This is a genomic window from Moraxella bovis (genome assembly GCF_025985205.1).
Taxonomy (GTDB): domain Bacteria; phylum Pseudomonadota; class Gammaproteobacteria; order Pseudomonadales; family Moraxellaceae; genus Moraxella; species Moraxella bovis.
In genome coordinates this window covers 131447-156486 of the sequence record NZ_CP087840.1, presented here as the reverse complement: position 1 = coordinate 156486, position 25040 = coordinate 131447, and the positions used below count along the sequence as shown (strand labels likewise).

The following is a 25040-nucleotide window of genomic DNA, read 5'->3' as shown; positions in this document are numbered from 1 at the left end:
ACAGTCCATCACTGGTAGTGCATACTTACTATATCACAATCATTTAGGCAATGACCATTTTGTAACATTGACTTGTTGGTCATTTTCCAATAAATTTCCAATAAAAAAGCGAACCACCGTCCGCTTTTTTATTTCATGCACCTTATTTAATCACAGGCTCTTTGCCGTCTTCTATCACCGCACGAGTTACCACCACTTCTTTGGCATTCTCCATGCTTGGCAGTTCGTACATGGTGTCAAGCAGGGCATTTTCGATGATAGAACGCAGACCTCTTGCCCCTGTCTTACGCTTCATCGCCTGCTTGGCGACTGCCGTTAGGGCTTCATCTTCAAAGGTCAGCTTCGCCCCTTCCATGTCAAATAAGTATTCGTACTGTTTGGTCAAGGCGTTTTTGGGTTCGGTGAGAATCTGAATCAGGGCATCTTCATCTAGCTCATCTAATGTGGCGATCACAGGCAGACGTCCGATAAGCTCAGGAATAAGACCAAACTTAATCAAGTCCTCAGGCTCGACTTCTTTAAATAATTCGCTGATTTTGGTCTCTTCTTGGGCTTTGACATCGGCATTAAAGCCAATGCCCGTCTTCTCAGTGCGTTGCTGAATGATACGGTCAAGCCCTGCAAACGCTCCACCGACAATCATCAAGATGTTACTGGTATCCACCTGAATCATCTCTTGATTGGGGTGTTTACGTCCACCTTGGGGCGGAATGTTGGCAACCGTCCCTTCGATGAGTTTTAACAGAGCCTGCTGAACGCCCTCGCCCGACACGTCCCGAGTGATAGAGACGTTCTCGCCTTTTTTGCTGATTTTGTCAATCTCATCAATGTAGATAATCCCACGCTGGGTGCGTTCCACGTCATAGTCGGCAGATTGGAGCAGTTTTTGGACGATGTTCTCCACGTCCTCGCCCACATAGCCCGCTTCGGTGAGTGTGGTCGCGTCCGCCATGGCAAATGGCACATCTAGCATCTTGGCAAGGGTCTGAGCAAGCAGGGTTTTGCCCGAACCTGTGGGGCCGATGAGCAGGATGTTACTTTTGGCAAGCTCCACGGGCGAGATTTTGTTATCGGCACACACTTTTAGGCGTTTGTAGTGGTTATAGACCGCCACGGACAACGCTTTTTTGGCGGTGTCTTGACCGATGACGTATTCATCTAGATGTTCACGAATCTCTTTGGGCTTGGGTAGCACGGCACTCGCCCAGTCTTTATCATCGGTTTTGGCTTTGGCATGGCTTGGTTTTTTGCCTTGCTCGTTTTTGGTGTTCAAATCCATACCGCCCAACATGTCGCCACACAGCTCCACGCACTCGTTACAGATGTTGGTATTCTCATCAATGCCGGCAATGAGCTTTTTGACTTCATCTTTTTTCTTGCCACAAAAGGCACAGCACGGCTCTTTGGTCTTAATCATCAGTTTTCCTTTTACACATCTTTGCTAGGCAGGATAAGCCTGCCGTTATCGGTCATTTGCTACACAGGTCGTTTTTCAAGCACGGCATCCACCAAGCCATACTCTTTGGCTTCAAAAGCATCTAACCAATAATCACGCTCAACGTCTCGCTCGACTTTTTCAAGTGGCTGACCGGTACGCTCGGAAAGAATGGCATTTAGGCGTTCACGGATTTTTAGGATTTGTTTGGCACTAATCTCAATGTCGGTCGCCTGACCTTGAGCCCCGCCCGATGGCTGATGAATCATCACACGGCTATTGGCAAGGGCATAACGCTTACCCTTGGCACCCGCCGCCAACAGGAATGACCCCATACTACACGCCTGCCCCAGACAGATGGTAGAAACGTCAGGCTTGATAAAGTTCATGGTATCAAACATCGCCATGCCTGCCGTTACCACGCCACCGGGGGAGTTGATGTATAGATGAATGTCTTTTTCAGGGTTGTCCGCTTCCAAAAATAGCAGTTGGGCAACAATCAAATTTGCCATGTGGTCTTCGACTTGACCGGTCAAAAAAATCACACGCTCACGCAAAAGACGTGAGAAAATATCAAACGAACGCTCGCCACGACCTGACTGCTCAATTACCACAGGCACAAGGGCAGACTGTGGGGCAGTGTGAAAGGTGTCGACGAGTTGGTCATAAAAAGGGTTTTTGCGAAAATCACTCATACAATATCCTGTTAAGTCTTAGGCGTGCCTGCCCTTTATAACACAATTTAAAATTTAGAAATATTTTAGAAATAAACTATCTGTTTTTGCATGAAAAATGGCTAAATCTGGTTTTTCATCGTCAAAAGCTCGTTTGATAGAACGACTATCAGACTTCACTTTTTCTTTGAAAAACGGGCGATCTCTCCTATTTTTCATTGCAAATACAAAAGGCAGGCACGCCCTTAAAAATTCAAATGAAATCAAGCTATTTTACCACAAAATAAAAATACCCCAACACTTTTTGTTAGGGTATTTGTGTCATTTTGGCAAATTACATTTGGGCTTGCTGAGCTGCCGCCAATAGGTCTTGGTATTTGACCTCTTTGTCGGTCACTTTGCCTTGTGATAGGATATATTCCACCACTTGATCTTCTAGTACGACCGCTTCGATACCAGCACGCTCTTGTTTGTCGTTGGTGTAGTATTCGATGACCTCGGCAGGGTCTTCGTAGTTTTCGGCAGCTTCTGCGATAAAGGCAGTCACACGCTCTTGGTCAACTTCTAGCTTTTGCTTGTCGATGATTTGACCCACGAGCACGCCCAGACGTACCGCACGCAACGCTTGGTCTTCAAACAGCTCATCAGGTAGCATGTTTTTGTCAAAGGTATTTGGGTTGGCACCAAACTGCTGGGCAAAACGTTGTAGCATTAGGTTACGCTGACGGTCAATCTCCCCAGCCAGCATGGCATTTGGCACGTCAAATTCGTTTTTCTCAACCAACGCGTCAAAGGTAGCTTGCTTGACTTGGTTGCGAGCGGCACTCTTAATCTCACGCTCCATGTTTTTACGAACATCCGCTTTTAGCTTATCAAGACCACCTTCACTCACACCGAACAGCTCAAAGAATTCATCGTTTAGCTCAGGTAGTTTGGCTTCTTTGACTTCTTTAACAGTGATTTTAAAGTCTGCTTCTTTGCCTTTTAGGTTCTCGGCTTGATAATCTTCTGGGAAAGTTACCTTGATGGTTTTCTCTTCGCCCGCTTTCATGCCTTTCATGCCGTCTTCAAAGCCTGGAATCATCTGAGCTGAACCGATGATAAGACGATAGTTCTCAGCACTGCCACCTTCGAATTTCTCGCCATCGATTGAGCCTTCAAAATCAAAGGTCGCTTCATCACCGTCTGCCAACTCGCCATCTTTGGTTTCAAAGGTTTGGCGTTGTTTTTGTAGGTTTTCAATCATGATGTCCACGTCTTCATCAGACACGGTGGCAACTTGACGCTCCACTTCAATCTCGCTAAGACCTTTAACTTCCACTTCTGGCATGGTCTCAACAGACGCTTGGTACACCAAAAATTCGTTTTCTAGCTTGACATCATCAATGCTAGGCACGCCCACGGCACGCACTTTTTTGTCAGCCAATACTTCAAAAACGGTGTCACGAATGACATCATTGATGACTTCTTGCTGAATGCCGGCACCATACTGAGCACGGATGTGGCTCACAGGCACTTTACCTTTACGAAAGCCATCAATCTTGGCAGTTTTGGCAAGGCTACGAATACGGCTTTCCACTTTGCTCTGGATGGTACCAACAGGTACTTTAACGGTCAGTTGGGTTTCTTTGTCTGAGATGACATTTACAGCAACGTCTAAGTTACTCATGAGGAATCTACCTTAAAATTTGTTAAAATTCAATCACTTACTTAGTGAAATTCTCAAAAATCTGGGTAAGCATTTTATAAAAACGCCCACAAAAATCCTAAAAGATAAGTAGTATAGCTTTTTTTTGGCAAAATTACAACCTATCAAATTCGCCCTATTTTAAATGGGCGATGAGCTTATCTAGGGCTTGCCCCCGATGACTGATTGCATTTTTTTCGCTCTTTTCTAATTGTGCCGAAGTTTTATTAAGCTCTGGCAGCCAAAATAAGGGGTCATAACCAAAGCCATGCTCGCCTATCGGCTCTTTTAAAATCTGCCCACGCCACAATCCTTGGGCAATCATCGGCAACGGGTCATCGGCATGGCGAACAAGTGCCAACACACAGACAAAAAATGCGTCCACCATTTCGCCTTTTTCAAAAAAGGGCTGTAATTTAGCAAGTAGTGTTTGATTATTCGCCCCATCATCGCCTTTTTCGCCCATATTATTCAAACTGGCATAGCGAGCCGAATAAATCCCCGGGAAATTGCCAAGCACAGGCACACAAAGTCCGCTATCGTCCGCTAGGGCGGGCAGTCCGCTTGCAGAACTGGCATGACGAGCCTTAATGATGGCGTTTTCGACAAAAGACAGTCCTGTCTCATCAGCGTCCGTAATGCCAAGCTCGCCTTGGGGGATAATACTAATGCCTAGATTTGCACCATCAAAAAGAGTTTGAAATTCGGCAAGTTTGCCTTGGTTGTTGCTTGCTAGGATAAGTTTTTTCATAAAAAATTAAGCCTAAGTTTAGATGTCTTATTTTATCATAAAATCAGTAAAATTAATCAAATCTTAACTTTTGTATTTTTGGTTTGATTTTGGTATAATTTGTGTACAAAAAAACAAAAGCCATTCTCACATTAAGCATAAGGACATTGTATGTCAATCCCCAAAGACGACCAAAATACCTTCAATACCTACGACACCCTACCCCCTACCAATTATGACACACCCACACCCCCTGCCCTGCCCGATGAGCCGTATCAATACGACTTTTATTTTTATGGAACAGGGACGGAGTATTTTAAGATTTGGATTGTCAATTTACTGCTCACGATTATCACGCTTGGGATTTATTCGCCGTGGGCAAAGGTTCGCCGTCTGCGGTATTTTTATGGCAACACCGAGCTAAAGGATGAGCCATTTGACTTTACCGCTAATCCCAAGCGGATTTTACTTGGGCGACTCATCGCTCTTGGGGTGTATGTTGTCATTAGTGTCTTGGGGCAATTCTCGCCCATGGTGGCAGCGGCGGGCGGTCTTTTGCTGATGGCTTTGTTTCCGTGGCTTGTGCGTTCTACGTTACGCTTTCGGGCAAGAAATAGCCAATACAAAAATGTCCGCTTTGCTTTTGTAGGCAGTCTGCTTGCCGCTTATGTGTTGTTTGGCTTGGTTATTTTTGCCAATCTGATTATCACTGGGGCGGTGTATTTGAGCATAAATTTCGACGTGGCTGATGTGATTGGTATGATGATAATCATGATTGGCTTTGCTCTGCTTGCTCCATTTGCGTGGCGATTGTTTAAGAGTTATCAGTTTGACAACACCCAATTTGGCGAAATGGCATTTGAGTGGCACGCCAGTATGCTTGATGTGTACAAGGCGGTGTTGATACCGATTGGGATTGCTATCCTTGCCTCTATTGGTGGTGTGGTCATGATAGGTCTTGGGGCAGTGATTGGGTCGGATTTTGGTGTGGGAGTTGCAGTGCTTGCCTTGATTGGTATGTACCTTATGATGCTACTTATCGTACCGCTCACCCAAGCCTGTTTGCACAAGGTCGTGTGGGGCAATTTGACCATTGGCGAGAGTGAGTTTGTGCTAAATGAGTTTAGCATTTTTAGATTTGCTTTTATTCAATTTACCAACTTTTTGCTGATTGGCTTGACGCTTGGGCTATTTACCCCGTGGGCGGCAGTGCGACTTCATCGCTATAAGACCGAGACGCTGTCTTTGGTAAGTTATGAGAATTTTGACGAGATTATCACGCCCCAAATGGTAGAAGAATCCGCTTTGGGTGAAGAGATTGCCGATGTATTTGACATTGACGTGTCATGGTAGGTTGTCATGAGTACACGCCTAATCATCGTACGCTATTTTGATGGCAAAACAAGCAAAGCCCATACCGCCCATATCCGCCCAAGCACAAGCCCTGATAGCTTTGTGCTAGAAGGCGAAGGCTTTGGCGGAGTGTATCAGACTGCCGACTGTGAATTTGTGCCGAGCGTTGGGCGGTCGGCAGGGGTGCTTGCCTTTGGTGGGGGTGAGCGGATTGAGCTGATTGGCGGTGTACCTGATTGGCTTGAACTGCACAACAAACGCCTATTTCAAAAAATCTCCATCATGGAGAGTAGTTTTGGGTGGATTTTGGTAAGCTTGGTCGCTGTTGTTATTTTTATGACAGGCGTACTCAAATTTGGCGTGCCATTGGCATCGCACCACATCGCCCACTCCCTGCCCCCTGATGTCTTGATGGAAGTCGGACAAAAGGCAGAAGAGCACGTCATGGAGCTGACCGAGCCAAGCAAGCTGCCACAGGCTCGCCAAGATGAAATCGTCGCTCTGTATAACAAGCTAGATAGCAACCCCAAAGCCAAAGTGCTGGTACGTGGGGGCGGGGTCATCGGGGCAAATGCTCTTGCCATACCGAGTAATACCATCGTCATCACAGACGAGCTCATCGAGCTTAGTGGGGATAACAACGAAATCCTGGCCGTGCTTGCTCATGAGCAGGGGCATTTGGTGCATCGTCATAGCTTAGAGCAGGCGATTAGCAGTATTGGTGTGGGGGCACTGGTCATCGTCATCACAGGCGATGCGTCTGATTTGATACTCGCCCTACCCACCATGCTCGTCGCCGCCCAATACTCCCAAGATGCGGAGATGGAAGCAGATAAATTTGCCATCGATGAGCTAAAACGCCTTGGCATATCGCCCATGCACCTTGCCAACTTCTTTGAAAAAATGAAAAAAGAACATGGCAATGGTCAAGGACATTGGTCGCTACTGTCCACGCACCCCAAGACGGATAAGCGGATTGAGCAGGTTAAGAAGCATAGTGAATAGGACATGACTGTCATAATGTCGCAAAAACCGCCTTTGGGCGGTTTTTGTTTAGGCATGATACCCTCTGGGATTTTGACTTTGCCAACGCCATGTGTCCACGCACATACGCTCGATGTCGTATTCTGCCGTCCAGCCAAGCAAATTTTTGGCTTTATCGCTACTGGCATAGCAAGTGGCAATGTCCCCTGCTCGTCTTGAGGCGATGACGTATGGCACGGACTGCCCTGTGGTGTGGATAAAGGCATTAACCAGTTGTAGTACGCTTGTGCCGTTGCCTGTGCCTAGGTTAATCGGCTCAAAGCCAAAAGCCGTCTCACATTTGGCGATATAATCCAGTGCCGACACATGACCTTTTGCTAAATCCACCACATGAATATAATCACGCACGCCTGTGCCGTCCACCGTGTCATAATCATCACCAAAGACGGATAATTTTTCTAATTTACCCACCGCCACTTGGCTGATATAAGGCATGAGGTTATTGGGAATGTCGCTTGGGTCTTCGCCGATTGTCCCTGATACGTCCGCCCCAATGGGGTTAAAGTAACGTAGGGAGATGATATTCCACACTTGGCTACCCTTGGCGGATTTTGCCAAATCTTCTAGGATATACTCCACCGTGAGCTTGGACTGCCCATAAGGGTTGGTGCATGAGCGTTTGGCGGTCTCGGTAATTGGTAAAGTTTCTGGGTCGCCATAGACCGTTGCCGATGATGAAAAGATAAAGTTGGTTACGCCTTTGTCTTTCATGACTTCTAGTAGGTTTAGCGTGCCTGTTACGTTGTTTTGGTAGTATTTAAGCGGTTTTGTCACGCTCTCGCCCACCGCTTTTAGCCCTGCAAAATGAATCACACCAAAAAAATCATGTTCATCAAATACCCGCTCCAAATGAGCCTTATCTAGCACATCGCCTTTGATAAATGCTATCTCTGTACCGACAATCTTTTGCACACGCTCAATCGCCACAGGGCTAGAATTGGACAAATTGTCATACACCACAGGCGTATAACCTGCTTTAATCAGTTCAATCAAGGTATGCGAGCCGATATAGCCCGCTCCGCCTGTTACTAGGATTTTTTTCATGTCGTACTCTCTTAAAAATGGGCTTAGTGATTTTTACGACCAATGCCAATATAATCACCGGTTAATAATTTAATCTCATCATCACTTAAAATATTTTTGGCATCAAATATCGGTACATTGTATTTATTTAATTCATAAACATCAGGCGGTGTTAATCCTGACCAATTAATGATAAATAAACTATCCACACCATTTAATTCATAAGGGTTATTTGTTATTGCAAATAAGGCTTGATTTTCATACATCGTTTGTAATTCAATCGTGGTATTATTGGTATAAACCACCGTTTTTATGTCATAAGACCACAACAATTTTAATAAAGGGTGAATGGCACTATTGGTACTAAGCCCCGCCCCAATGCGATAACCTGCCCCCCATATCATCACGGTTTTATTTTCTATAAAGCCATTAAAATATCGCCAAAATTTTCTAAAAATCAGCTCTTTTTGGTCAGCATTAACATCAATCACAGCATTTAATACATCCGATTTGACGTTTTGATTGTCAAATTGACTTTTTAATAAAGCCAATTCATTAGGCAAGGTCTTTCCACCAAACCCCCAACCTGCCGCCAAATATGCCGAACCAATACGACTGTCCGAGCCCATAATCCGCTCAATGTGCTTGATATTGACGTTTTCTTTATCGGCAAGGCGTGTCATTTCATTCATAAACGACAAGCGAGTGGCAAGCATTGCCATAATCGCACTGCGAGCAAATTCTATGGTTTTAATGGTGTCAATTTGGCATTGTTTGGCTTGGGATTTGATAAACGAGATAATCTCACAATTTGCCACGCTATTTCCTGTTTTTTCGCCAATCAATACCAAATCCGATTGATAAAAACTGCTAAAATTCGCTCCGTCTTTCATAAAAATAAACGGCAAATAATACACCCATTTACTAATCATCTCATCGGCGATTTGCTCCATTTTGCCAATCGTATCAATACCACTTAGGATAATTTGACTGTGTGGATTGTCTTGGGTTTTGGTAAACACTGCCAATTCATCATCACTCATGTCATCAACAAATAACCAAATTAAACTACCCTGTGATTTTTTAATAAAATCAATTACATCATCACGGCTATTTTTATGATGATGAATGATTTTATTTTCATTAACATACAGCGACCACAAGGCATTGATTTGACGGTCAAAATGATAATGAAACAATGTCTCATCAATGGCATTTTTAATACTTAATAAATGCACTTTTTTATTTAAACTGGCAAGCAAAATCCCTGCGTTAATCGCTTCATGATTTGCTCCGATGATATAGACCGTGTCGTGTGTTTTCATTATTGTTTACCGTGATTTTTATTAAAAATGCTTTTTAAAATTTACCCTTAATTTTATTCAATAGCGTATTGGTTGATGAATCAAACGCCCCCACGCTTTGTTTGTCGCACAACACATCATAGACTTGATTTGCCATGACTTTACCCACTTCCACGCCCCATTGGTCAAACGGATTGATGCCCCAAATCACGCTCATCACATAGACTTTATGCTCATATAGGGCGATGAGCGAGCCGAGCGTTTTTGGCGTTAGGCTGTCAAGTAAAAGTGTCGTGGACGGCTGATTGCCACGATATTGTTTGAATTTGGCAAAATCATCGTCATTTTTTTGCAACTCATCAGGCAAGGCGTGATTGCCAAATGCCAACACCTGCGACTGGGCAAGGCAATTTGACAAGGAAAGCTTGTGCTGTTCGGACAAATGAGCATTGGCAGTTTGGTGCTGATGATAGCGATGAATGGGCGTGATAAAGTCGCAAGAGACCCGTTGCGTGCCCTGATGAAGGAGCTGATAAAAAGCGTGCTGAGCATTTGAACCAATGTCGCCCCACAAAATCGGGCAAGTGTCATAGCCGACCTGCTGACCATCTCTGGCGACCGATTTGCCGTTGGACTCCATTTCAAGCTGGGTCAGATAGTTGGGAAAATGCGACAATCTGCCGTCATAAGGTAGCACGGTGTGGGCGTTAATCCCCAAAAAAGTGCTGTTCCATACACCCAACAGCCCAAGTAGGACGGGCATATTTTGGGCAAAATCGGCTGTGGCAAAATGCCTGTCCATGTCGTTCGCCCCTGATAGTAACTCATAAAAGCCGTCCATGCCGATTTTTATGGCAATGGCAAGTCCGATGACCGACCACATACTAAACCGACCGCCGACCCAGTCCCACAGTAGCAACTGATTGTTTTCATGAATCCCCCACTCGCTCATCTTGTCAGGGCGTGTGGAAATGCCGATAAAATGACGGCGTAAAATCGTGGGTCTGTTGTCGTGGGCGAACAACAGCCAGCTCAAGGCCGTTTTGGCGTTGGAGAGCGTGTCTATCGTGCCAAATGACTTTGATGAAATGATAAATAGCGTGGTTTGGGGATTTAGCACTTTTAACAGACTGTCAAGCTGAGTACCGTCCATGTTGGAAACAAAATGCACCCGAATGGACGTGTCCGCCCACTCTGACAAGGCGGTGGTCGCCATTAGAGGCCCTAAATCCGAACCGCCTACACCAATATTTACCACGTCTGTCATGGCGTGTCCTGCATAGCCACGCCACACGCCTGTGCGGATACGGCTGACAATGGTCTCGGCTTTGGCAAGGCTGTCGTGGACTTGGGTATTTACGTCCGTGCCGTCCACGATGAGAGTTTCGCCCTTTGGTAGGCGTAAAGCGGTGTGTAAGGCAGGGCGGTTTTCGGTGTCGTTTACTTTTTTTCCTGTTAATAAGTCATTGATTTTATTGGATAAGTCAAAGTCACTGGCTAATTTTAACAAGTCTTTTAAGATCACTTCATCAATCGCTTGCTTACTAAAATCCATGTACATATCACAAGCGTTGGCGGTAAATTTTTCGCCACGAGCAGGGTCGGATTTAAATAAAGTGTTTAAATCGGGGAGCGTGGCGGCGTGGGATTGTAGGGTTTGCCAAGGGGTCATAAAAATCCTTGATTATCAATGCTTTATATAATTTTTGGGGATTTTAAGCATTTAACTGCTTTTGGGCAAAATACATAAATGCACGCATATAGCTGGTCATATCGCCTGCATCAAAACTATCGCCCACCATTGTCGTTACATCCACGCCTTTTGTATCAATCAAGGCATCAATGGCATCGGTAAGCTGAATCTCACCGCCCACGGACGGTTCAACTTTTGCCAAAAAGTCAAAAATCTCTGGGCTAAACACATACCGCCCCACCACCGCAAGGTTGGACGGAGCGTCTTTTAGCGGGGGCTTTTCTACAAAACCCTTAACATCAAAAGATTGATTGGTATCCGACTTGGCAATGGTTTGCTTATCGGCAAGGCGAGCAATGCCATATTTGTGCACATCATCGTCCGCCACAGGGTCTACCAAGATTTGTGAGCGACCTGTTTTGGCAAACTTATCCAGCATGTACGCCAAATTATCCGCCTTAAAATCGGTCTTAAAGGGGTCTAGCACCACATCGGGCAGCAGCACGGCAAAGGGGTTGTCGCCCACGACCGAACGCCCTTGCAAGACAGCGTGTCCCAGTCCAAGCGGTTTGCCTTGACGAACACTGACAATCCGCACATCATCAGGCAAAAAGTTTAGACTGTCCGCCAGCTCATTTTTGCCCTTTGAGCGAAGCTGGGTATCTAGTTCGCTGTTAATGTCAAAATAATTTTCAATGGCACTTTTTTGGGCGTGATTGACAAGCACGATATTTTTGATGCCAGCACGCACCGCCTCCATGACGACATAGTGAATGGCGGGCTTGTCGCCAAGTGGCAGAAGCTCTTTTGGCACGGCTTTGGAGAGTGGCAACATACGAGTGCCAAAGCCTGCAGTGGGGATGATGGCGTGGGTGATGTGTCTGGTCATTAAATAGCCTTATCAGTTTTATGATACTTTAAATTATAGCGAATATCATCTATATCCACAACCAAAGAATGGGGGATTTCAAATATTTTTTGGATTGTTTGCTCTTGAATGTCAGGCATTTTTAAAGGTTGTTTTTTTGTCAAACAATCAATGTGCCATAATTGCCAATTTTCCCAATAGTCCAGCCGTGTTAATGCCGATTGTCGGTTATGCACGCCAAATTTATTCGAATTCATCAAAGAATCCTTATGATGACTGGCAAAAGTTAAAGGCTGTTTAATAGGTAATATTTTATCATCGCCATAACACAACTTTAATCTCGCCCAAAATTCACTATCTGCACCTGTTCTGGCAATATGCCAAAGCCCAATTTCATTTTGGACTTTTTGACGGCGAAATAAGGGCGATGCAGGATTTTGTCTCAAAAAAGGATAATATTGCCTTGCATAAAAATTACCATTATTATCTATTCTAAGCCAATAAGAAGTTGTAGCAACTAAATGTTCATTTTTTAATAATGGTTCAACTTGAATGGCGATTTTTTGGGGATGAGCAAAATCATCAGCATCTTGACAAGTTAAAAATTCGCCAGTAGCATACATTACTCCAATACTTTTGGCAACAAAAGTCCCAGTATTTCTTGACAAATCAATCCATCTGATGCGACCATCTTGTCTTGCCAAAGCTTGAATGATGCTTAATGTATCATCATCACTATGATCATTGATGATGATGATTTCTAAATTGGCGTAAGTTTGATTTAATAGGCTTTGAATACAAGTTTTAATGGTGTTTTGGGCATTATAAGCCGTAACAATCACGCTAACCTTTGATGAATGCTCTTGTGCTTTATCAATATTGGATGACAAGTAATTAACACAAAAACAATCATTGTTTAAAGATAATGATAATAAGTGATATTCTGATAAAATATGATTAAGTTGAGTGATTTTCTTATCATTGGTATTTAAATAAATATTGGCATGTAAGCATTGCTTATCAATCGTATCAAAATGTTTAAAAAATTCACCACATTCTGATTCAAAGTCTTCTAAAATATTATTATCATTAGCATACGATAATGCCAATCCCAAATAATATTGATCACTAAGCCATTCTCTATGATTTAAAAAATATTCTACAAAAATTTTAGGATATAAATAAAAAGCTTCCTTGATAAATTCTTTGTGATATTTTTTTAAATCATCATTGGATAGTATTTGCCAAATCTCTATTTGCAAATATTCATCAGAAATAACAAAACGTTTTAATTGAGCAATTTTTTTGGTAATGAATGATTTTTTTGTTTGAATAATGGGTGTATTATTTAAAACTGTTTGATAAAGCCCCAATCGCATTGCTTGCCAGTAGCTTTTTGGGGTTTTATAACGCAACACAGCAGGATAATTTGCCACTTGACATGCCATATTATCCTGCTTTTTATGTTGTGTTTTAAAAAACACTAATCATCTACCCCTGAAATATCACGAGTATAGATTTTTTCTAACACATCAGATAGCTCATCGGTCAAGCGATTGGCGATAATGATATCGGCTTTTTGTTTAAATTCTGACAAATCTGAAATCACCTGCATTCCATCTAATTCATCGCCCGCATATTTTGGCTCATAGATAATTACCGCGATGCCTTTGGCGCGCAGGCGTTTAATGATACCAAACATCGCAGACGAACGAAAATTATCTGATCCTGCTTTCATAATCAAACGATACACACCCACGACATTGGGATTAGTTTTTAAAATGTCTTTGGCAATAAAATCCTTACGAGTGGCATTAGCATCGACGATCGCCTGAATGAGGTTTTGAGGGACATTTTTATAATTGGCAAGAAGCTGTTTGGTATCTTTTGGCAAACAATAACCGCCATAACCAAAAGAGGGGTTGTTATAATAATTACCAATGCGAGGATCTAGCCCTATACCCTTGATGATTTGGGCAGTATTTAGACCGTGTATTCCAGCGTAGGTGTCCAGCTCATTAAAATACGCCACGCGCAAAGCAAGATAAGTATTAGCAAAGAGCTTAATCGCCTCCGCTTCGGTAGGATCAGTTAATAGGATTTCAACATCTTTTTTAATCGCACAATCAAGAAGCATATCGGCAAATGCTTTGGCACGCTCTGACTGCTCACCAACAATAATCCTAGACGGATAAAGATTGTCGTACAATGCCTTACCCTCTCGCAAAAATTCTGGCGAAAAGATGATGTTGTCCACGCCTAATTTTTGACGAATGTTTTGGGTAAAACCAACAGGAATGGTGGATTTGATGACGATGAGTGCCTTTGGGTTAATGGCAAGCACATCATCAATCACCGCCTCCACACTACTGGTATCAAAATAACCTGTCTGACTGTCATAATTGGTTGGCGTGGCAATAATGACAATATCAGCATTTTGATAAGCGATATTTTTATCGGTCGTTGCTTTTAGATTTAATGATTTGGTGGATAAAAAATCGCTGATTTCTTTATCATCAATCGGAGATTGGCGATTATTAATTTTATCTACTTTATTTTTATCAATGTCTAAGGCAATGACAGGGTATTTTTGGGATAATAATACCGCATTGGATAGGCCGACATAGCCTGTGCCTGTGATGGTGATGTTCATTTTATTTTACTCTTAAATATTGATAATACAATCTCAAAACATTTGCCAACATCGCCTCTTGTCGGTATGGCTTGTCAGAATGTAACGGCAACATTGATAGAAATAGCAAAATAGTTGGAGCGACAATATCTCTATTGTTGATTTCTGGCACAATACTTCCAGAAATAAAATTTTCCTGAATTTCTTTCAATCTGTCATCGTTGATTGAAGTTGCTTAGATAATATTCCACTTGCTTATATTTGAAATTTTCATAAGAAATTTCAGAATTGATAATTATTTTGACGTTATGCTGATTTTCAAATTCATATAGTTTATTAGAGATATCAATACTGATAAATTTTGGATTTAAATGCAGAATGATAACAACTATACCAAAATTATATTCAATAATATTATCCAATTTCCTCAATAACCCATCCAGCCGATCAGGATAAACTAGGCTAAAAGCCAGTTTTACCTACACTAAATCAGATGATATATTACTGCCACTATTTTTGATAAAGGAATATTTTCTACTACCGTCATCGTTGTCAGCAGCACTATATTGATAGTTAGTAATTCCTTGACGATTTAAAGCATTATTAACAACTAAAAAATGATTTTTCTTTTGAATGCCCAAGTTTTTAATAGATGTATTATTTCCGTGCAATACCCGATTATAACTTATCTTATTGATATGCTTAAATGACCCAACCTCACTTAATTTAAGATACATATCCAAATCAACAGCATTTTCAATTTTCTCATCAAAACCAGTGGTTAGGTGCCATGCTCTTGCCGTAAACATCCTGAAATGATGAACTATCATTGCCGTAGTTAGCTTTTCCCTTGAAAATTCAGGCCAATTATACCCATTAGCTATCAAACTACCATCAGAATTTACATTGCGATTAGTTGTATACACACAAACAAGTGATCTATCCTTTAAGAATTCTTTCAAGCATAACTCTACTGCATCAGGTTCCAGATAATCATCAGAATCCAATTGACCAATATAATATCCGTTAGCATTGTGAACTGCTATATTGGAAGCTGATGCAATCCCACCATTCTCTTTAGAAATAATCTTAACTCTTGGATTGTTGCCATATAAATATTTTACAACTTCTAGAGTATTATCGGTAGATCCATCATTGCAAATACAAACCTCTAAATCAGTAACAGTTTGGTTTAAGGCACTATCAACACATCTTTGAATAGAATTTGCACAATTATAGGCAGGAATGTAGATGGTTACCAAAGGCACTTTGTAAATTTGTGCCTCATTAATGGATTGGATTTTTCGATAAAAGTAAGGAACTTTTTGCTTTACAGCATTAATTGTAATTTTTTTACCTTCGGCTCTATCCGTCTCATTTTCTTTTCCAGGCGGTTCTTGATGATATGCCATACCACCCCAAACAGCACGAAAAAAACAACCGTATTTAAATAGGCGATAACCAAATTCATTATCTTCTCCACCCCAATGAGTAAATTCCTCATCAAAATAACCAGCTTTCTCTAACCATTTCCGTGCAAAAGCAACATTGCCACCACTAAAAAACCGAAATGGTGTATCACACAAACGCAAATCTTCAGTCTTTTTAAAATGTTCAAGTCGCCAGTCTACTGAAATTTCACCGTCATTTTTCCCCGATACAGAATTATTGGTTTGAACTTCGGGCAATTGTTCGATCAAAGCGGGGTTATTTATAATTTCACTTGGCTGAATATTATGTGTATCTACATATTTTCTTGGACCAATCAATGCAACATTATCATTCTTCTCCAAAAGTTTCATGTATGATTCTACCCACAGAGGATTTGGTGCCATATCACAATCTAATATCGAGACAAAATCATACTTAGCCGTTCTTAGACCTAAATTTCTGACAGCACATAGTTGATAGCCGTAGTCTTTTTGACGCACATACTTAATATCTAAATCTTTTTCATATTTCCTGACGATAGCACAAATGTCTTCTCTACTGCCATCGTCAGCAACAATCACCTCAAAAGAGTATTGTGTTTTTTGGTTAATCAGGCAAGATAGTGTGATTTCTAAGATGTGGCCTCTGTTAAAGGTAGGTATAATCACCGACAGTCCAAAATTAGATGTCTTTTTATTACTATTTTTTCTTGTATTGCTCCAAAAAAAATCATTCACCCCTTCTGGCAAACTAGGCAAGACTAAATCTTTTGGCCAATCACTAGGAATTGGATTGATTGGTTTAATGTCCGCATCTGCAGATTTATTTTTTGTTTTTTTATACCAAGTCTCTAAAATGTCCTTGTATTCCTCATCTGAAAGTTTAGATTCTCCCATATTGGATAACATAATTTTGGTGGCATTATCCAAATCGTTTGATTGAGAAATAATCACAACTGAATCTTTATTTTGTATCTTATTTTTTAATATTTCCAGTTGGTACTGAATTATTGAGTCGCCAAATACTTTACCCAATTCAACATAGATATCATAAGCTTCTTGGTACTTCCCCTCATTATACAAACGATTTGCTTCTACAAAACTTGCCATAATATCAACCTCAGCAAAACCTATTTGTTACCAAACCCAACAATCTCCCTACCCATCTTCACAGGTAGGTCCAATACTTTTTTTGATTTTACCCCATCGACCAGCGTTTTACCCAGTCGATAGGATAGATGTTTTTTTGCTTTCTCCGCCTCGTGAGCATCTTGATACTCCTCGATTGCAGGCAAATCAGTTGGCTGATGTTTTTGAAATTCACGATATTCCTTCGCCAAAGCCAGTGGCAATATCGCCAAGTCTTTGGCGGATTTAGAATGACTCACCATGGTAGCTCCGAGTCGATAAGGCAAATCTTCTTTCACCCTATCTGCCGCTCCATAATAAACAGGTTTAGCAGGTTCTTGCTTTTGAGATTTTAATCTCTGATTCTCAAGATAATATCTTTCAAGCTCTTCTTGGGTCTGCTGAAGCTGTTTAATTAATAAATCATTTTCTTGTTTGATTTGCGGTGAAAGCTGATTCGCATTTAATAACTCTTGTTTATTAGTCAACTGTTTTTCTAAACTCTTAACCTTCTCTTGTTCTTGACGTAGCAAATCTGATGACTTTTTATTCTCAAGATAATATTTTTCAAGTTCTGCTTGTGTTTGGTGCAATTGCTCAATCATCAGTGAGTTTTCTTGCTGGCTAATCATTAACTTGCTCTGAATTTCTTGCTCAGCATCCATTTGTAGTAATTTTTTTTGCTTGCTCACTGTCTCTTTGAGTAAATCTAACGCACTACCAATCTGAGCCTGACTAACAAGTGGTATATCTGCCAAGTTTTGAAGTCTATTAAACATTTGATGTATATCATCACTAGAAGCAAGCACTTCACGAATCAAGAAATCTAATGTCAGAGAATCTGCTAGTGAAACATCATCTTGCAACGTGGGCAATTCTTCACTGCCTGAAGAAAATTCAATTTGAGTAATTTTAGCAACAGAATGAACATAATCTTTTGCCGAATCCAATACCTGTTCACCATTAACAAGCAGACAGCGATTCTTATTTTTTTGATAAAAGTTAATTAAAGCTTGATTATACTCAAACCAATCTTTTGTTTTTTCATCGATAACTGATTGTTCCAACTGCTGGACTTCAACGTCATTAAGTAGGTGCTTTAAAATAACATCGGGCTTATCATAAGTTAAGACAAAAACCATGTCTTCGTCGAAATCAGCCCAATACTCTAACAGGCTAATAGCATTAGAGTCTGCCCAGCCCCATAATGACTGTTCATCATTTGCCATAATCAAATCAAAAGCTAGACTATCCCACATTTTTTTAGGCTTTTTTTGAACATAAGAACTTTCTGATTGAGCATGACGAACTACAAGGGTTTTTTGGTTTTTTGAGAGTCTACTAGCGGCCGATCTCTGTTGTCGAGTTGATAACACTTTTTGTGGCACTGATATAGCAACACTACCAATTTTGATATTAATGTCTTGTGGTGTCATACTGTAAGCTTTGGAAGGCAATGCCTTTGCCATTCCACAAAAATTTAATATTTCTTCTAATTTTTGATAATTAGAATACTGATGACCAACAATCAAAACCTTGCTCATAAGAAACCCAATAATTAAACAAGTAAAATATTTCTATAATAGCAAATAAACACCTGTTTTTCAACAGATGTTTATTAATCTCTTACACTAATCAACGCTTCTTACGCTGAATCGCATGAATCGCACGACCGTCTGCTGACAATGCCGCCTCATGCACCGCTTCTGATACGGTTGGGTGAGCGAATGTCATGAGCTGTAGGTCTTCTACACTTGACACAAATTCAAGGGCAATCATGCCTTGGTGGACGATGTCGCCAGCACCCACACCTACCATGTGTAAGCCTAGCAAGCGGTCAGTCTTGGCGTCAGCCACAACCTTAATCACACCCACGCCCTCACCTTGTGCCAAGGCACGACCGTTGGCAGATAGGTTAAATGAGCCAGTTTTGACTTCATGTCCACGGGCACGTGCTTGCTCTTCGGTCAAGCCCACCCACGCAATCTCAGGGTGCGTATAAATCACACTGATGATGGTATCGTAGTTTACCTGAGCTTTTTCGCCATGAATGCGTTCTACCGCCATCATGCCTTCTTCCATCGCTTTGTGGGCAAGCATTGGGCCACGCACCAAGTCGCCAATGGCATACACACCATCTAGGTTGGTTTTGCACTGGTCATCTACCGCCACAAGTCCACGCTCAGTCAGCTCAATGCCACAGCCGTCTGCAAGCAAGCCTTCACTGTACGCACGGCGACCCACGCACACGATAAGTTTGTCAAAGGTTTCGGTTTTGGTTTCGCCTTTGACATCCGTGGTTACAACCACTTCGCTACCCACCACCTCAGCACCCGTCACTTTGGTATCGACACGAATGTCAAGACCTTGTTTTTTAAGGAGTTTTCCTGCTTCTTTGGCAATGTCTTTATCGGCAACTGCCAAGAACTCTGGCATGGCTTCGTACACTACCACTTCTGAGCCAAGTCTTCGCCATACCGAGCCAAGCTCTAAGCCAATCACGCCAGCACCGATAACGCCAAGACGTTTTGGGGCTTCGCTAAATTCTAAGGCACCTGTACTGTCTACGATAAATTCGCCGTCAGTTTTGGCAACTGGGATTTCAATTGGCACAGAACCTGCCGCCAAAATCACATATTTGGCAGTAATGGTGGTCTCGGTGCCGTCATGAGCGGTAAATTTGACTTGTTTTTCGGCTGATTTGCCGTCAAGCAAGGTACCCACGCCTTGTAGCCAGTCCACGCCATTGCCCTTTAATAGACCTGCCACGCCTGCGGTCAAGCCTTTGACAATACTGTCTTTGCGTTCTAGCATTTTGGCAACGTCAATCGCCACATCGCCTGTCGTGATACCGTGTTCGGCAAGTTCATGGCGGGTTGCTTCATAGCGGTGTGAGCTGTCAAGCAAGGCTTTCGACGGGATACAACCCACGTTTAGGCAAGTACCACCAAGGGCAGGCTCGCCTTTGTGAATGCGTTTTTCGATACAAGCGGTGCTAAAGCCAAGTTGAGCTGCACGAATGGCAGCTTCATAGCCACCAGGGCCGCCACCGATAACCACTAAATCATATGAATTTTTCATCATTATTCTCTCTTATTTTAAAAATAAAATGCCCACCCTTTGAGCAGGCATTATAACACATTACAAATCCAAAATCAGACGGGCTGGGTCTTCGATAAGCTCTTTAATCGTTACCAAGAATTGCACCGCATCTTTACCATCAATCAAACGGTGGTCATAAGACAGGGCAAGATACATCATCGGTAGGATAACCACTTCACCATTGACCGCCATAGGACGCTCATTGATGGCGTGCATACCTAGGATAGCAGTTTGTGGTGGGTTGATGATTGGGGTAGACAGGAGCGAGCCGAACACACCGCCGTTAGTAATGGTAAATGTACCGCCAGTCATCTCTTCAATAGACAATTTGCCTTCACGGGCTTTGGTGGCGTAATCACGGATACCGCCTTCGATGTCGGCAAGACCCATGCTGTCAGTATCACGAAGGACAGGCACAACCAAACCACGGTCGCTTGACACCGCCACGCCCACGTCATAGTAGCCGTGATATACAATATCATCGCCATCAATAGACGCATTCACCGCAGGGAAACGCTTCAACGCTTCGGTGGCTGCTTTTACAAATAGCGACATAAAGCCCAATTTTACGCCATGGCGTTTTTCAAATTGGTCTTTGTATTTGGCACGCAAGTCCATCAGTGGCTTCATGTTTACTTCGTTAAAGGTCGTAAGCATGGCTGTTTCTTGGGTGGCGGACAATAGACGCTCGGCGATACGCTTACGCAGACGAGTCATTGGCTCACGTTTTTCGATACGCTGACCGATGGCAGTAGCGATGACTTGACCGTTGTCGCCTTTTAGAGTGGGGTTCACCATGTCAGACTTGGTAACACGACCGCCACGACCCGAGCCTTGTACGTCTGCTGGGTTTACGCCTGTTTCTTTGGCAGCTTTACGCACGGCAGGGCTTTGGTCTTTAAAGTCGCCTTCTGCTTCGGCTTTTGGCTGTACAGGAGCGGCAACGCTGGCTGGGTCAATGGTTGTGCCTTTGTCAGCTTCGTCTTTGGATAGCTCTTCGCTCTCAGCCTTTGGAGCAGCAGTTGCACCTGCCTCAAAGGTAGCGATAACTTCAGCAGACACCACGGTGCTGTCCACGCCTTTGGTAATGCTACTAATCACGCCATCATCAGGGGCAACCACTTCTAACACAACTTTGTCGGTCTCAATCTCGGCAAGCAGTTGGTCGCGGGCAACTTGGTCGCCCTCACTAACGTGCCATTCTACGATGGTGCCGTCTTGTACCGATTCTGGAAATACGGGGGCTTTAATGTCAGCCATGATAAACTCCTAAGAATTAATTTGCAGTTTTGATAAATTAATAAATAAAATGAAAAGACAGATAAACCCACAAATCATGAGTTTATCCTGACACTTACTTATAGTTGGTCTTCGCTCACGCCTAGGCCTTGGGCAATCAGAGCTTTTTGCTGTGCCACATGAATCTTTGGCGAACCTGTCGCAGGAGCCGCCGCCGCAGGACGACCTGACGCAGGTAGCAGTTTGGCTTTACCTTCCGTCAAGCGGTGTAGCTCTGGCAGTAGATAGTACCACGCACCTTGGTTAAGTGGCTCTTCTTGCGTCCAGATGATTTCGCTAAGATTTGGGTATTTGGCAAGCTCTGCCAAGATACGCTCTTCTGGCAATGGATAAAGCTGTTCAATACGCACAATGGCGATGTGGTCAAGCCCTAGCTTACGGCGAGCTTCAAGCAGTTCATAATACACCTTACCGCCACACAACACCACACGAGTTACCTTGCTGTTGTCAATGCTGTCAATCTCAGGCAACACACTTTCAAATTTACCATCTGCCAACTCGTCAAGCTGAGACGTGGCAAGCGGATGACGAAGTAGCGATTTGGGCGACATGACAATAAGTGGCTTACGAGCTTTTTGGACAACTTGACGGCGTAGAGCATGGAAAATCTGAGCAGGCGTTGTCGGGGTGATGACCTGCATATTATCCTCAGCACATAGCTGTAAGAAACGCTCCAAACGAGCTGATGAATGCTCAGGGCCTTGACCTTCAAAGCCGTGTGGCAGCAACATAACAAGACCCGACAGACGTTGCCATTTGGTCTCACCCGATGAGATGAACTGGTCGATGACCACCTGAGCTCCGTTGGCAAAGTCACCAAACTGAGCTTCCCACACAATCAGAGCATTTGGCACGGTGGTAGAATAGCCGTATTCAAAGGCAAGTACCGCTTCTTCTGATAGCAGTGAGTTGTAGGTGGCAAAACGGGCTTGCCCCTCACGAATGTGCTGTAACGGGAGATATAGGCTGGCATCTTTTTGGCTGTACAGCTCGCTATGACGGTGCGAGAATGTCCCACGACCCACGTCCTCACCTGTGATACGCACAAGCGAACCCTCATCCACAAGTGACGCGTATGCCAACGTTTCGGCAGCACCCCAGTTTAGGGGCTCTTGACCTGTTTGCATGGCAAGGCGTTGCTCTAGCACCTTGGCAACTTGGCGTTGCAACTCAAAGCCTTCTGGTACTTTTGCCATCGCTTGTGCGTAGGATTTGAGCTTTTCAACAGGCACGCCAGTTTGGACGTCATCAGTCAAGCCATGACCCACATAAGGCGACCAATCCACAAACAAGCTGGTATCAGGCTCTTTGGCAAGCCCGTGAGCCACATCCTCGCCATTGTCTAGGGCGATGCGATAGTCGTCTTCAATTTGGGCAGATTCTTCTTTGGTCAATACACCCTCAGCAACCAGTTTATCAGCGTACTGAGTGCGAGTGGTGGGCAGTTTTTTGATGACTTGATACATAAGTGGCTGAGTCGCTGACGGCTCGTCCGATTCGTTGTGTCCGTTACGGCGATAGCAGACGATGTCAAGCACAACATCACGACCGAACTCGGTGCGATAATCCAAGACAAGCTGGCTTGCGAACACCACCGCCTCTGGGTCATCGCCATTGACGTGTAGGACAGGGGCGTGTACCATTTTGGCAACGTCCGTGCAGTACTCGGTAGAGCGGGCATCATCAGGGCGAGACGTGGTAAAGCCCACTTGGTTATTGATGACGACATGTACCGTACCGCCTGTTTTGTAAGCACGGGTTTGCGACATCTGGAAAGTCTCTTGGTTGACACCTTGACCTGCAAACGCCGCATCGCCATGCACCACGATGGGCAGTACCGTGCTGTTGTCAATGTCATAGCCATAAGCCTCACTACGGCGGGCTTGACGAGCACGCACCGAGCCTAGCATGACAGGAGAGACGATTTCTAAGTGAGACGGGTTAAATGCCAAGGCAAGGTGCATCTCTCCGCCTTTGGTGATGACGTTTGAGCTAAACCCATTGTGGTATTTCACATCGCCCGAACCGACTGTTGGCTGAACTTTACCATCAAATTCATCAAATAGGGCAGATGGGTTTTTACCCATGATATTGACAAGTAGGTTTAGGCGACCACGGTGAGCCATGCCGATGACGACTTCTTTGGTGCCATAGGTTCCCACACGCTGAATCATCTCATGCACCGCAGGAATGAAGCTCTCGCCCCCTTCTAAACCAAAACGCTTAACGCCTGTGTATTTACGAGCCAGGTATTTTTCTAGACCCTCGGCGGCGGTCAAGCGGTCAAGGATTTCTAATTTTTTGTCTTTATCAAATCTGATAAATCCTTGATTTTGCTCAATATATTTTTCAATCCACTTTTTCTCGGTGGCGGTAAAGACATGCATGTACTCATAGCCAATGCTACCGCAGTAGATACGCTCACAAATCTCAATAATCTCACGCAGTGTTGCTGACTCTTTACCAATATGCATGAGCGTGGTTGGGAACGTCGTGTCAAGGTCAGCCTCGGACAGACCATGATAAGCCAAGGTCAAGTCCTCAATGCCATCACGCTTTTGTAGTCCCAAGGGGTCAATCTTAGCGACACGATGTCCACGACGACGATAGGCACTGATAAGCTGTTGCACCGCCATCTGTTTGGGGTCGCAGTCACCTGTCCCAACGGTCTGCACAATAGGGCGAGCGTTGGTTTGGTTGCGGGCTAGGAGCAAGAACTGCTCTTTAATGGCATTGTGCGGGGCATCGCCTGCTTGCTCATAATCGGCAAAGTATTTTTGCCACTCGATGCTCACGCTTGCCTTATCCGCCAAATAGTCCTCGTACAACGCCTCAATATACGCTGCACCATCTGCGGTGAGTTCGGTGCTTTGATAAGCCACCGTATCTTTGCTACTTTTTGTCATAATATTCGCCATATTATTTTTAAGGAAAATTTTGATACATTGTTGCATTAGGTCAGCGAATGATGAGCATGGCAAAACCGTCTGTCGGCAAAATCATCTCGCTTACTCTAAAATCTATCCATGAATCCGTCCCAAATTAAGCCAAAGACAGCTTCATCAAATAAATACTGTATAGTTTACGTCATTTGACAAAATATAACAAGTTGCAATGGTTTTAAAAATGTGAATAGGATTTAATTTTTGAAAAAAACATATGTTTTTACATTTATTTCAATCTAAAATTTCAATAGATTTATATTTTAAAAAACATTATTTTAAATTTTTAATCGAAACTGGTCATTTTGCCCATTCTAGCACCAAGGAGAGTACCGCTACCATCAAATCAACTTAACGTCCATGCCACTAACCTGTCTGTCGATACCAATGCCATACGCAAAAATAAAAATGTCGGTTAAAACATCCATTACCAACACAGAGACAAATAGTTTTGACACAAACACCTCCAATGTTAAAAAATTAACAATAGCAACAATCTCAGACGTTGCACCTTTTAATTTTTCTGATGGAAAAGGAGCCATTACAGGTTTTGATTCTGGTGTATTGCATTGCCAAAAACAAAAAGCTTAACATTCAATTTAAACCAACAACATCTGAAAGCTTATTTTGCCGAAATTAGATTCTAGAATCAGCGATATGGTACCACTGCCATTTTCCAAACCGAAAAGTGCACAT

The 25040-nt window shown here is 43.2% G+C and carries 18 protein-coding genes; 2 read left to right on the top strand and 16 right to left on the bottom strand.

The annotated features are described in order from the left end of the window. Window positions 1-142 precede the first annotated feature (142 nt). The 4 genes from clpX to rdgB all read right to left on the bottom strand — a co-directional run bounded on the left by clpX (window position 143) and on the right by rdgB (window position 4547). Window positions 143-1417, bottom strand: coding sequence for an ATP-dependent protease ATP-binding subunit ClpX (clpX, locus tag LP107_RS00770; protein ID WP_115368935.1), 1275 nt, complete (start codon window positions 1415-1417; stop codon window positions 143-145). Window positions 1418-1476: 59 nt separating this feature from the next. Then, window positions 1477-2130: an ATP-dependent Clp endopeptidase proteolytic subunit ClpP gene (gene clpP / locus LP107_RS00765; RefSeq protein WP_264676033.1), complete on the bottom strand. Its 654-nt coding sequence runs from the start codon at window positions 2128-2130 to the stop codon at window positions 1477-1479. A gap of 313 nt (window positions 2131-2443) precedes the next feature. After that, window positions 2444-3778 (bottom strand): trigger factor, encoded by a 1335-nt coding sequence (gene tig, locus LP107_RS00760; protein ID WP_264676034.1) that lies wholly within the window; start codon window positions 3776-3778, stop codon window positions 2444-2446. 154 nt (window positions 3779-3932) lie between these two features. Beyond that, window positions 3933-4547 carry an RdgB/HAM1 family non-canonical purine NTP pyrophosphatase gene (gene rdgB / locus LP107_RS00755; protein ID WP_078274663.1) on the bottom strand — a complete coding sequence of 205 codons (615 nt, stop codon included), beginning with the start codon at window positions 4545-4547 and terminating at the stop codon, window positions 3933-3935. A gap of 150 nt (window positions 4548-4697) precedes the next feature. Here rdgB and LP107_RS00750 point away from each other — a divergent pair, with 150 nt between their 5' ends. Both LP107_RS00750 and LP107_RS00745 read left to right on the top strand, forming a co-directional pair. Beyond that, window positions 4698-5879 carry a YjgN family protein gene (locus tag LP107_RS00750; protein WP_078274664.1) on the top strand — a complete coding sequence of 394 codons (1182 nt, stop codon included), beginning with the start codon at window positions 4698-4700 and terminating at the stop codon, window positions 5877-5879. A 6-nt stretch (window positions 5880-5885) separates the two neighbouring features. Continuing rightward, entirely contained in the window at window positions 5886-6884 is a 999-nt protein-coding gene (locus LP107_RS00745) for a M48 family metallopeptidase (RefSeq protein WP_112741713.1), read from the top strand. Between the two features lie 48 nt (window positions 6885-6932). Here the strand turns inward: LP107_RS00745 and galE are convergent, their stop codons facing one another. The 12 genes from galE to LP107_RS00685 form a co-directional block, all read right to left on the bottom strand. Continuing rightward, window positions 6933-7967 (bottom strand): UDP-glucose 4-epimerase GalE, encoded by a 1035-nt coding sequence (gene galE, locus LP107_RS00740; protein ID WP_078274666.1) that lies wholly within the window; start codon window positions 7965-7967, stop codon window positions 6933-6935. Between the two features lie 23 nt (window positions 7968-7990). Then, on the bottom strand, window positions 7991-9271 hold the full coding sequence (locus tag LP107_RS00735) for a UDP-glucose 6-dehydrogenase (RefSeq protein ID WP_078274667.1): 1281 nt from the start codon (window positions 9269-9271) through the stop codon (window positions 7991-7993). Between the two features lie 34 nt (window positions 9272-9305). After that, window positions 9306-10922, bottom strand: a complete 1617-nt coding sequence (gene pgi / locus LP107_RS00730; protein WP_078274668.1) for a glucose-6-phosphate isomerase — start codon at window positions 10920-10922, stop codon at window positions 9306-9308. Between the two features lie 43 nt (window positions 10923-10965). Then, entirely contained in the window at window positions 10966-11832 is an 867-nt protein-coding gene (locus tag LP107_RS00725) for a UTP--glucose-1-phosphate uridylyltransferase (protein WP_264676035.1), read from the bottom strand. Beyond that, window positions 11832-13259, bottom strand: a complete 1428-nt coding sequence (locus LP107_RS00720) for a glycosyltransferase family 2 protein (protein WP_078274670.1) — start codon at window positions 13257-13259, stop codon at window positions 11832-11834. Before LP107_RS00720 ends, LP107_RS00725 begins: the two co-directional genes overlap by 1 nt. Window positions 13260-13294: 35 nt before the next feature. Further along, a complete protein-coding gene (locus LP107_RS00715) occupies window positions 13295-14464 on the bottom strand; it encodes a nucleotide sugar dehydrogenase (protein ID WP_078274671.1) in 1170 nt (389 codons plus the stop codon). A gap of 1 nt (window position 14465) precedes the next feature. Next, window positions 14466-14654, bottom strand: coding sequence for a hypothetical protein (locus tag LP107_RS00710; protein ID WP_143821703.1), 189 nt, complete (start codon window positions 14652-14654; stop codon window positions 14466-14468). Window positions 14655-14922: 268 nt separating this feature from the next. After that, window positions 14923-16983: a glycosyltransferase family 2 protein gene (locus LP107_RS00705; protein ID WP_169836098.1), complete on the bottom strand. Its 2061-nt coding sequence runs from the start codon at window positions 16981-16983 to the stop codon at window positions 14923-14925. A gap of 20 nt (window positions 16984-17003) precedes the next feature. After that, window positions 17004-18545, bottom strand: coding sequence for a hypothetical protein (locus tag LP107_RS00700; RefSeq protein WP_078274672.1), 1542 nt, complete (start codon window positions 18543-18545; stop codon window positions 17004-17006). 91 nt (window positions 18546-18636) lie between these two features. Continuing rightward, entirely contained in the window at window positions 18637-20082 is a 1446-nt protein-coding gene (lpdA, locus tag LP107_RS00695) for a dihydrolipoyl dehydrogenase (RefSeq protein WP_264676349.1), read from the bottom strand. 60 nt (window positions 20083-20142) lie between these two features. After that, window positions 20143-21363 carry a 2-oxoglutarate dehydrogenase complex dihydrolipoyllysine-residue succinyltransferase gene (gene odhB, locus LP107_RS00690; protein WP_112741705.1) on the bottom strand — a complete coding sequence of 407 codons (1221 nt, stop codon included), beginning with the start codon at window positions 21361-21363 and terminating at the stop codon, window positions 20143-20145. 98 nt (window positions 21364-21461) lie between these two features. Next, on the bottom strand, window positions 21462-24308 hold the full coding sequence (locus LP107_RS00685) for a 2-oxoglutarate dehydrogenase E1 component (protein WP_078274674.1): 2847 nt from the start codon (window positions 24306-24308) through the stop codon (window positions 21462-21464). Window positions 24309-25040: the final 732 nt, after the last annotated feature.

Bases quoted from the DNA above. Each gene is read 5' to 3' on its own strand.
- LP107_RS00735 (WP_078274667.1), bottom strand. From the start codon at position 9,271: ATGAAAACACACGACACGGTCTATATCATCGGAGCAAATCATGAAGCG.
- LP107_RS00705 (WP_169836098.1), bottom strand. From the start codon at position 16,983: ATGGCAAGTTTTGTAGAAGCAAATCGTTTGTATAATGAGGGGAAGTAC.
- clpX (WP_115368935.1), bottom strand. From the start codon at position 1,417: ATGATTAAGACCAAAGAGCCGTGCTGTGCCTTTTGTGGCAAGAAAAAA.
- odhB (WP_112741705.1), bottom strand. From the start codon at position 21,363: ATGGCTGACATTAAAGCCCCCGTATTTCCAGAATCGGTACAAGACGGC.
- clpP (WP_264676033.1), bottom strand. From the start codon at position 2,130: ATGAGTGATTTTCGCAAAAACCCTTTTTATGACCAACTCGTCGACACC.
- galE (WP_078274666.1), bottom strand. From the start codon at position 7,967: ATGAAAAAAATCCTAGTAACAGGCGGAGCGGGCTATATCGGCTCGCAT.
- pgi (WP_078274668.1), bottom strand. From the start codon at position 10,922: ATGACCCCTTGGCAAACCCTACAATCCCACGCCGCCACGCTCCCCGAT.
- LP107_RS00700 (WP_078274672.1), bottom strand. From the start codon at position 18,545: ATGAGCAAGGTTTTGATTGTTGGTCATCAGTATTCTAATTATCAAAAA.
- LP107_RS00725 (WP_264676035.1), bottom strand. From the start codon at position 11,832: ATGACCAGACACATCACCCACGCCATCATCCCCACTGCAGGCTTTGGC.
- rdgB (WP_078274663.1), bottom strand. From the start codon at position 4,547: ATGAAAAAACTTATCCTAGCAAGCAACAACCAAGGCAAACTTGCCGAA.
- LP107_RS00720 (WP_078274670.1), bottom strand. From the start codon at position 13,259: ATGGCATGTCAAGTGGCAAATTATCCTGCTGTGTTGCGTTATAAAACC.
- tig (WP_264676034.1), bottom strand. From the start codon at position 3,778: ATGAGTAACTTAGACGTTGCTGTAAATGTCATCTCAGACAAAGAAACC.
- lpdA (WP_264676349.1), bottom strand. From the start codon at position 20,082: ATGAAAAATTCATATGATTTAGTGGTTATCGGTGGCGGCCCTGGTGGC.
- LP107_RS00745 (WP_112741713.1), top strand. From the start codon at position 5,886: ATGAGTACACGCCTAATCATCGTACGCTATTTTGATGGCAAAACAAGC.
- LP107_RS00750 (WP_078274664.1), top strand. From the start codon at position 4,698: ATGTCAATCCCCAAAGACGACCAAAATACCTTCAATACCTACGACACC.
- LP107_RS00685 (WP_078274674.1), bottom strand. From the start codon at position 24,308: ATGACAAAAAGTAGCAAAGATACGGTGGCTTATCAAAGCACCGAACTC.
- LP107_RS00715 (WP_078274671.1), bottom strand. From the start codon at position 14,464: ATGAACATCACCATCACAGGCACAGGCTATGTCGGCCTATCCAATGCG.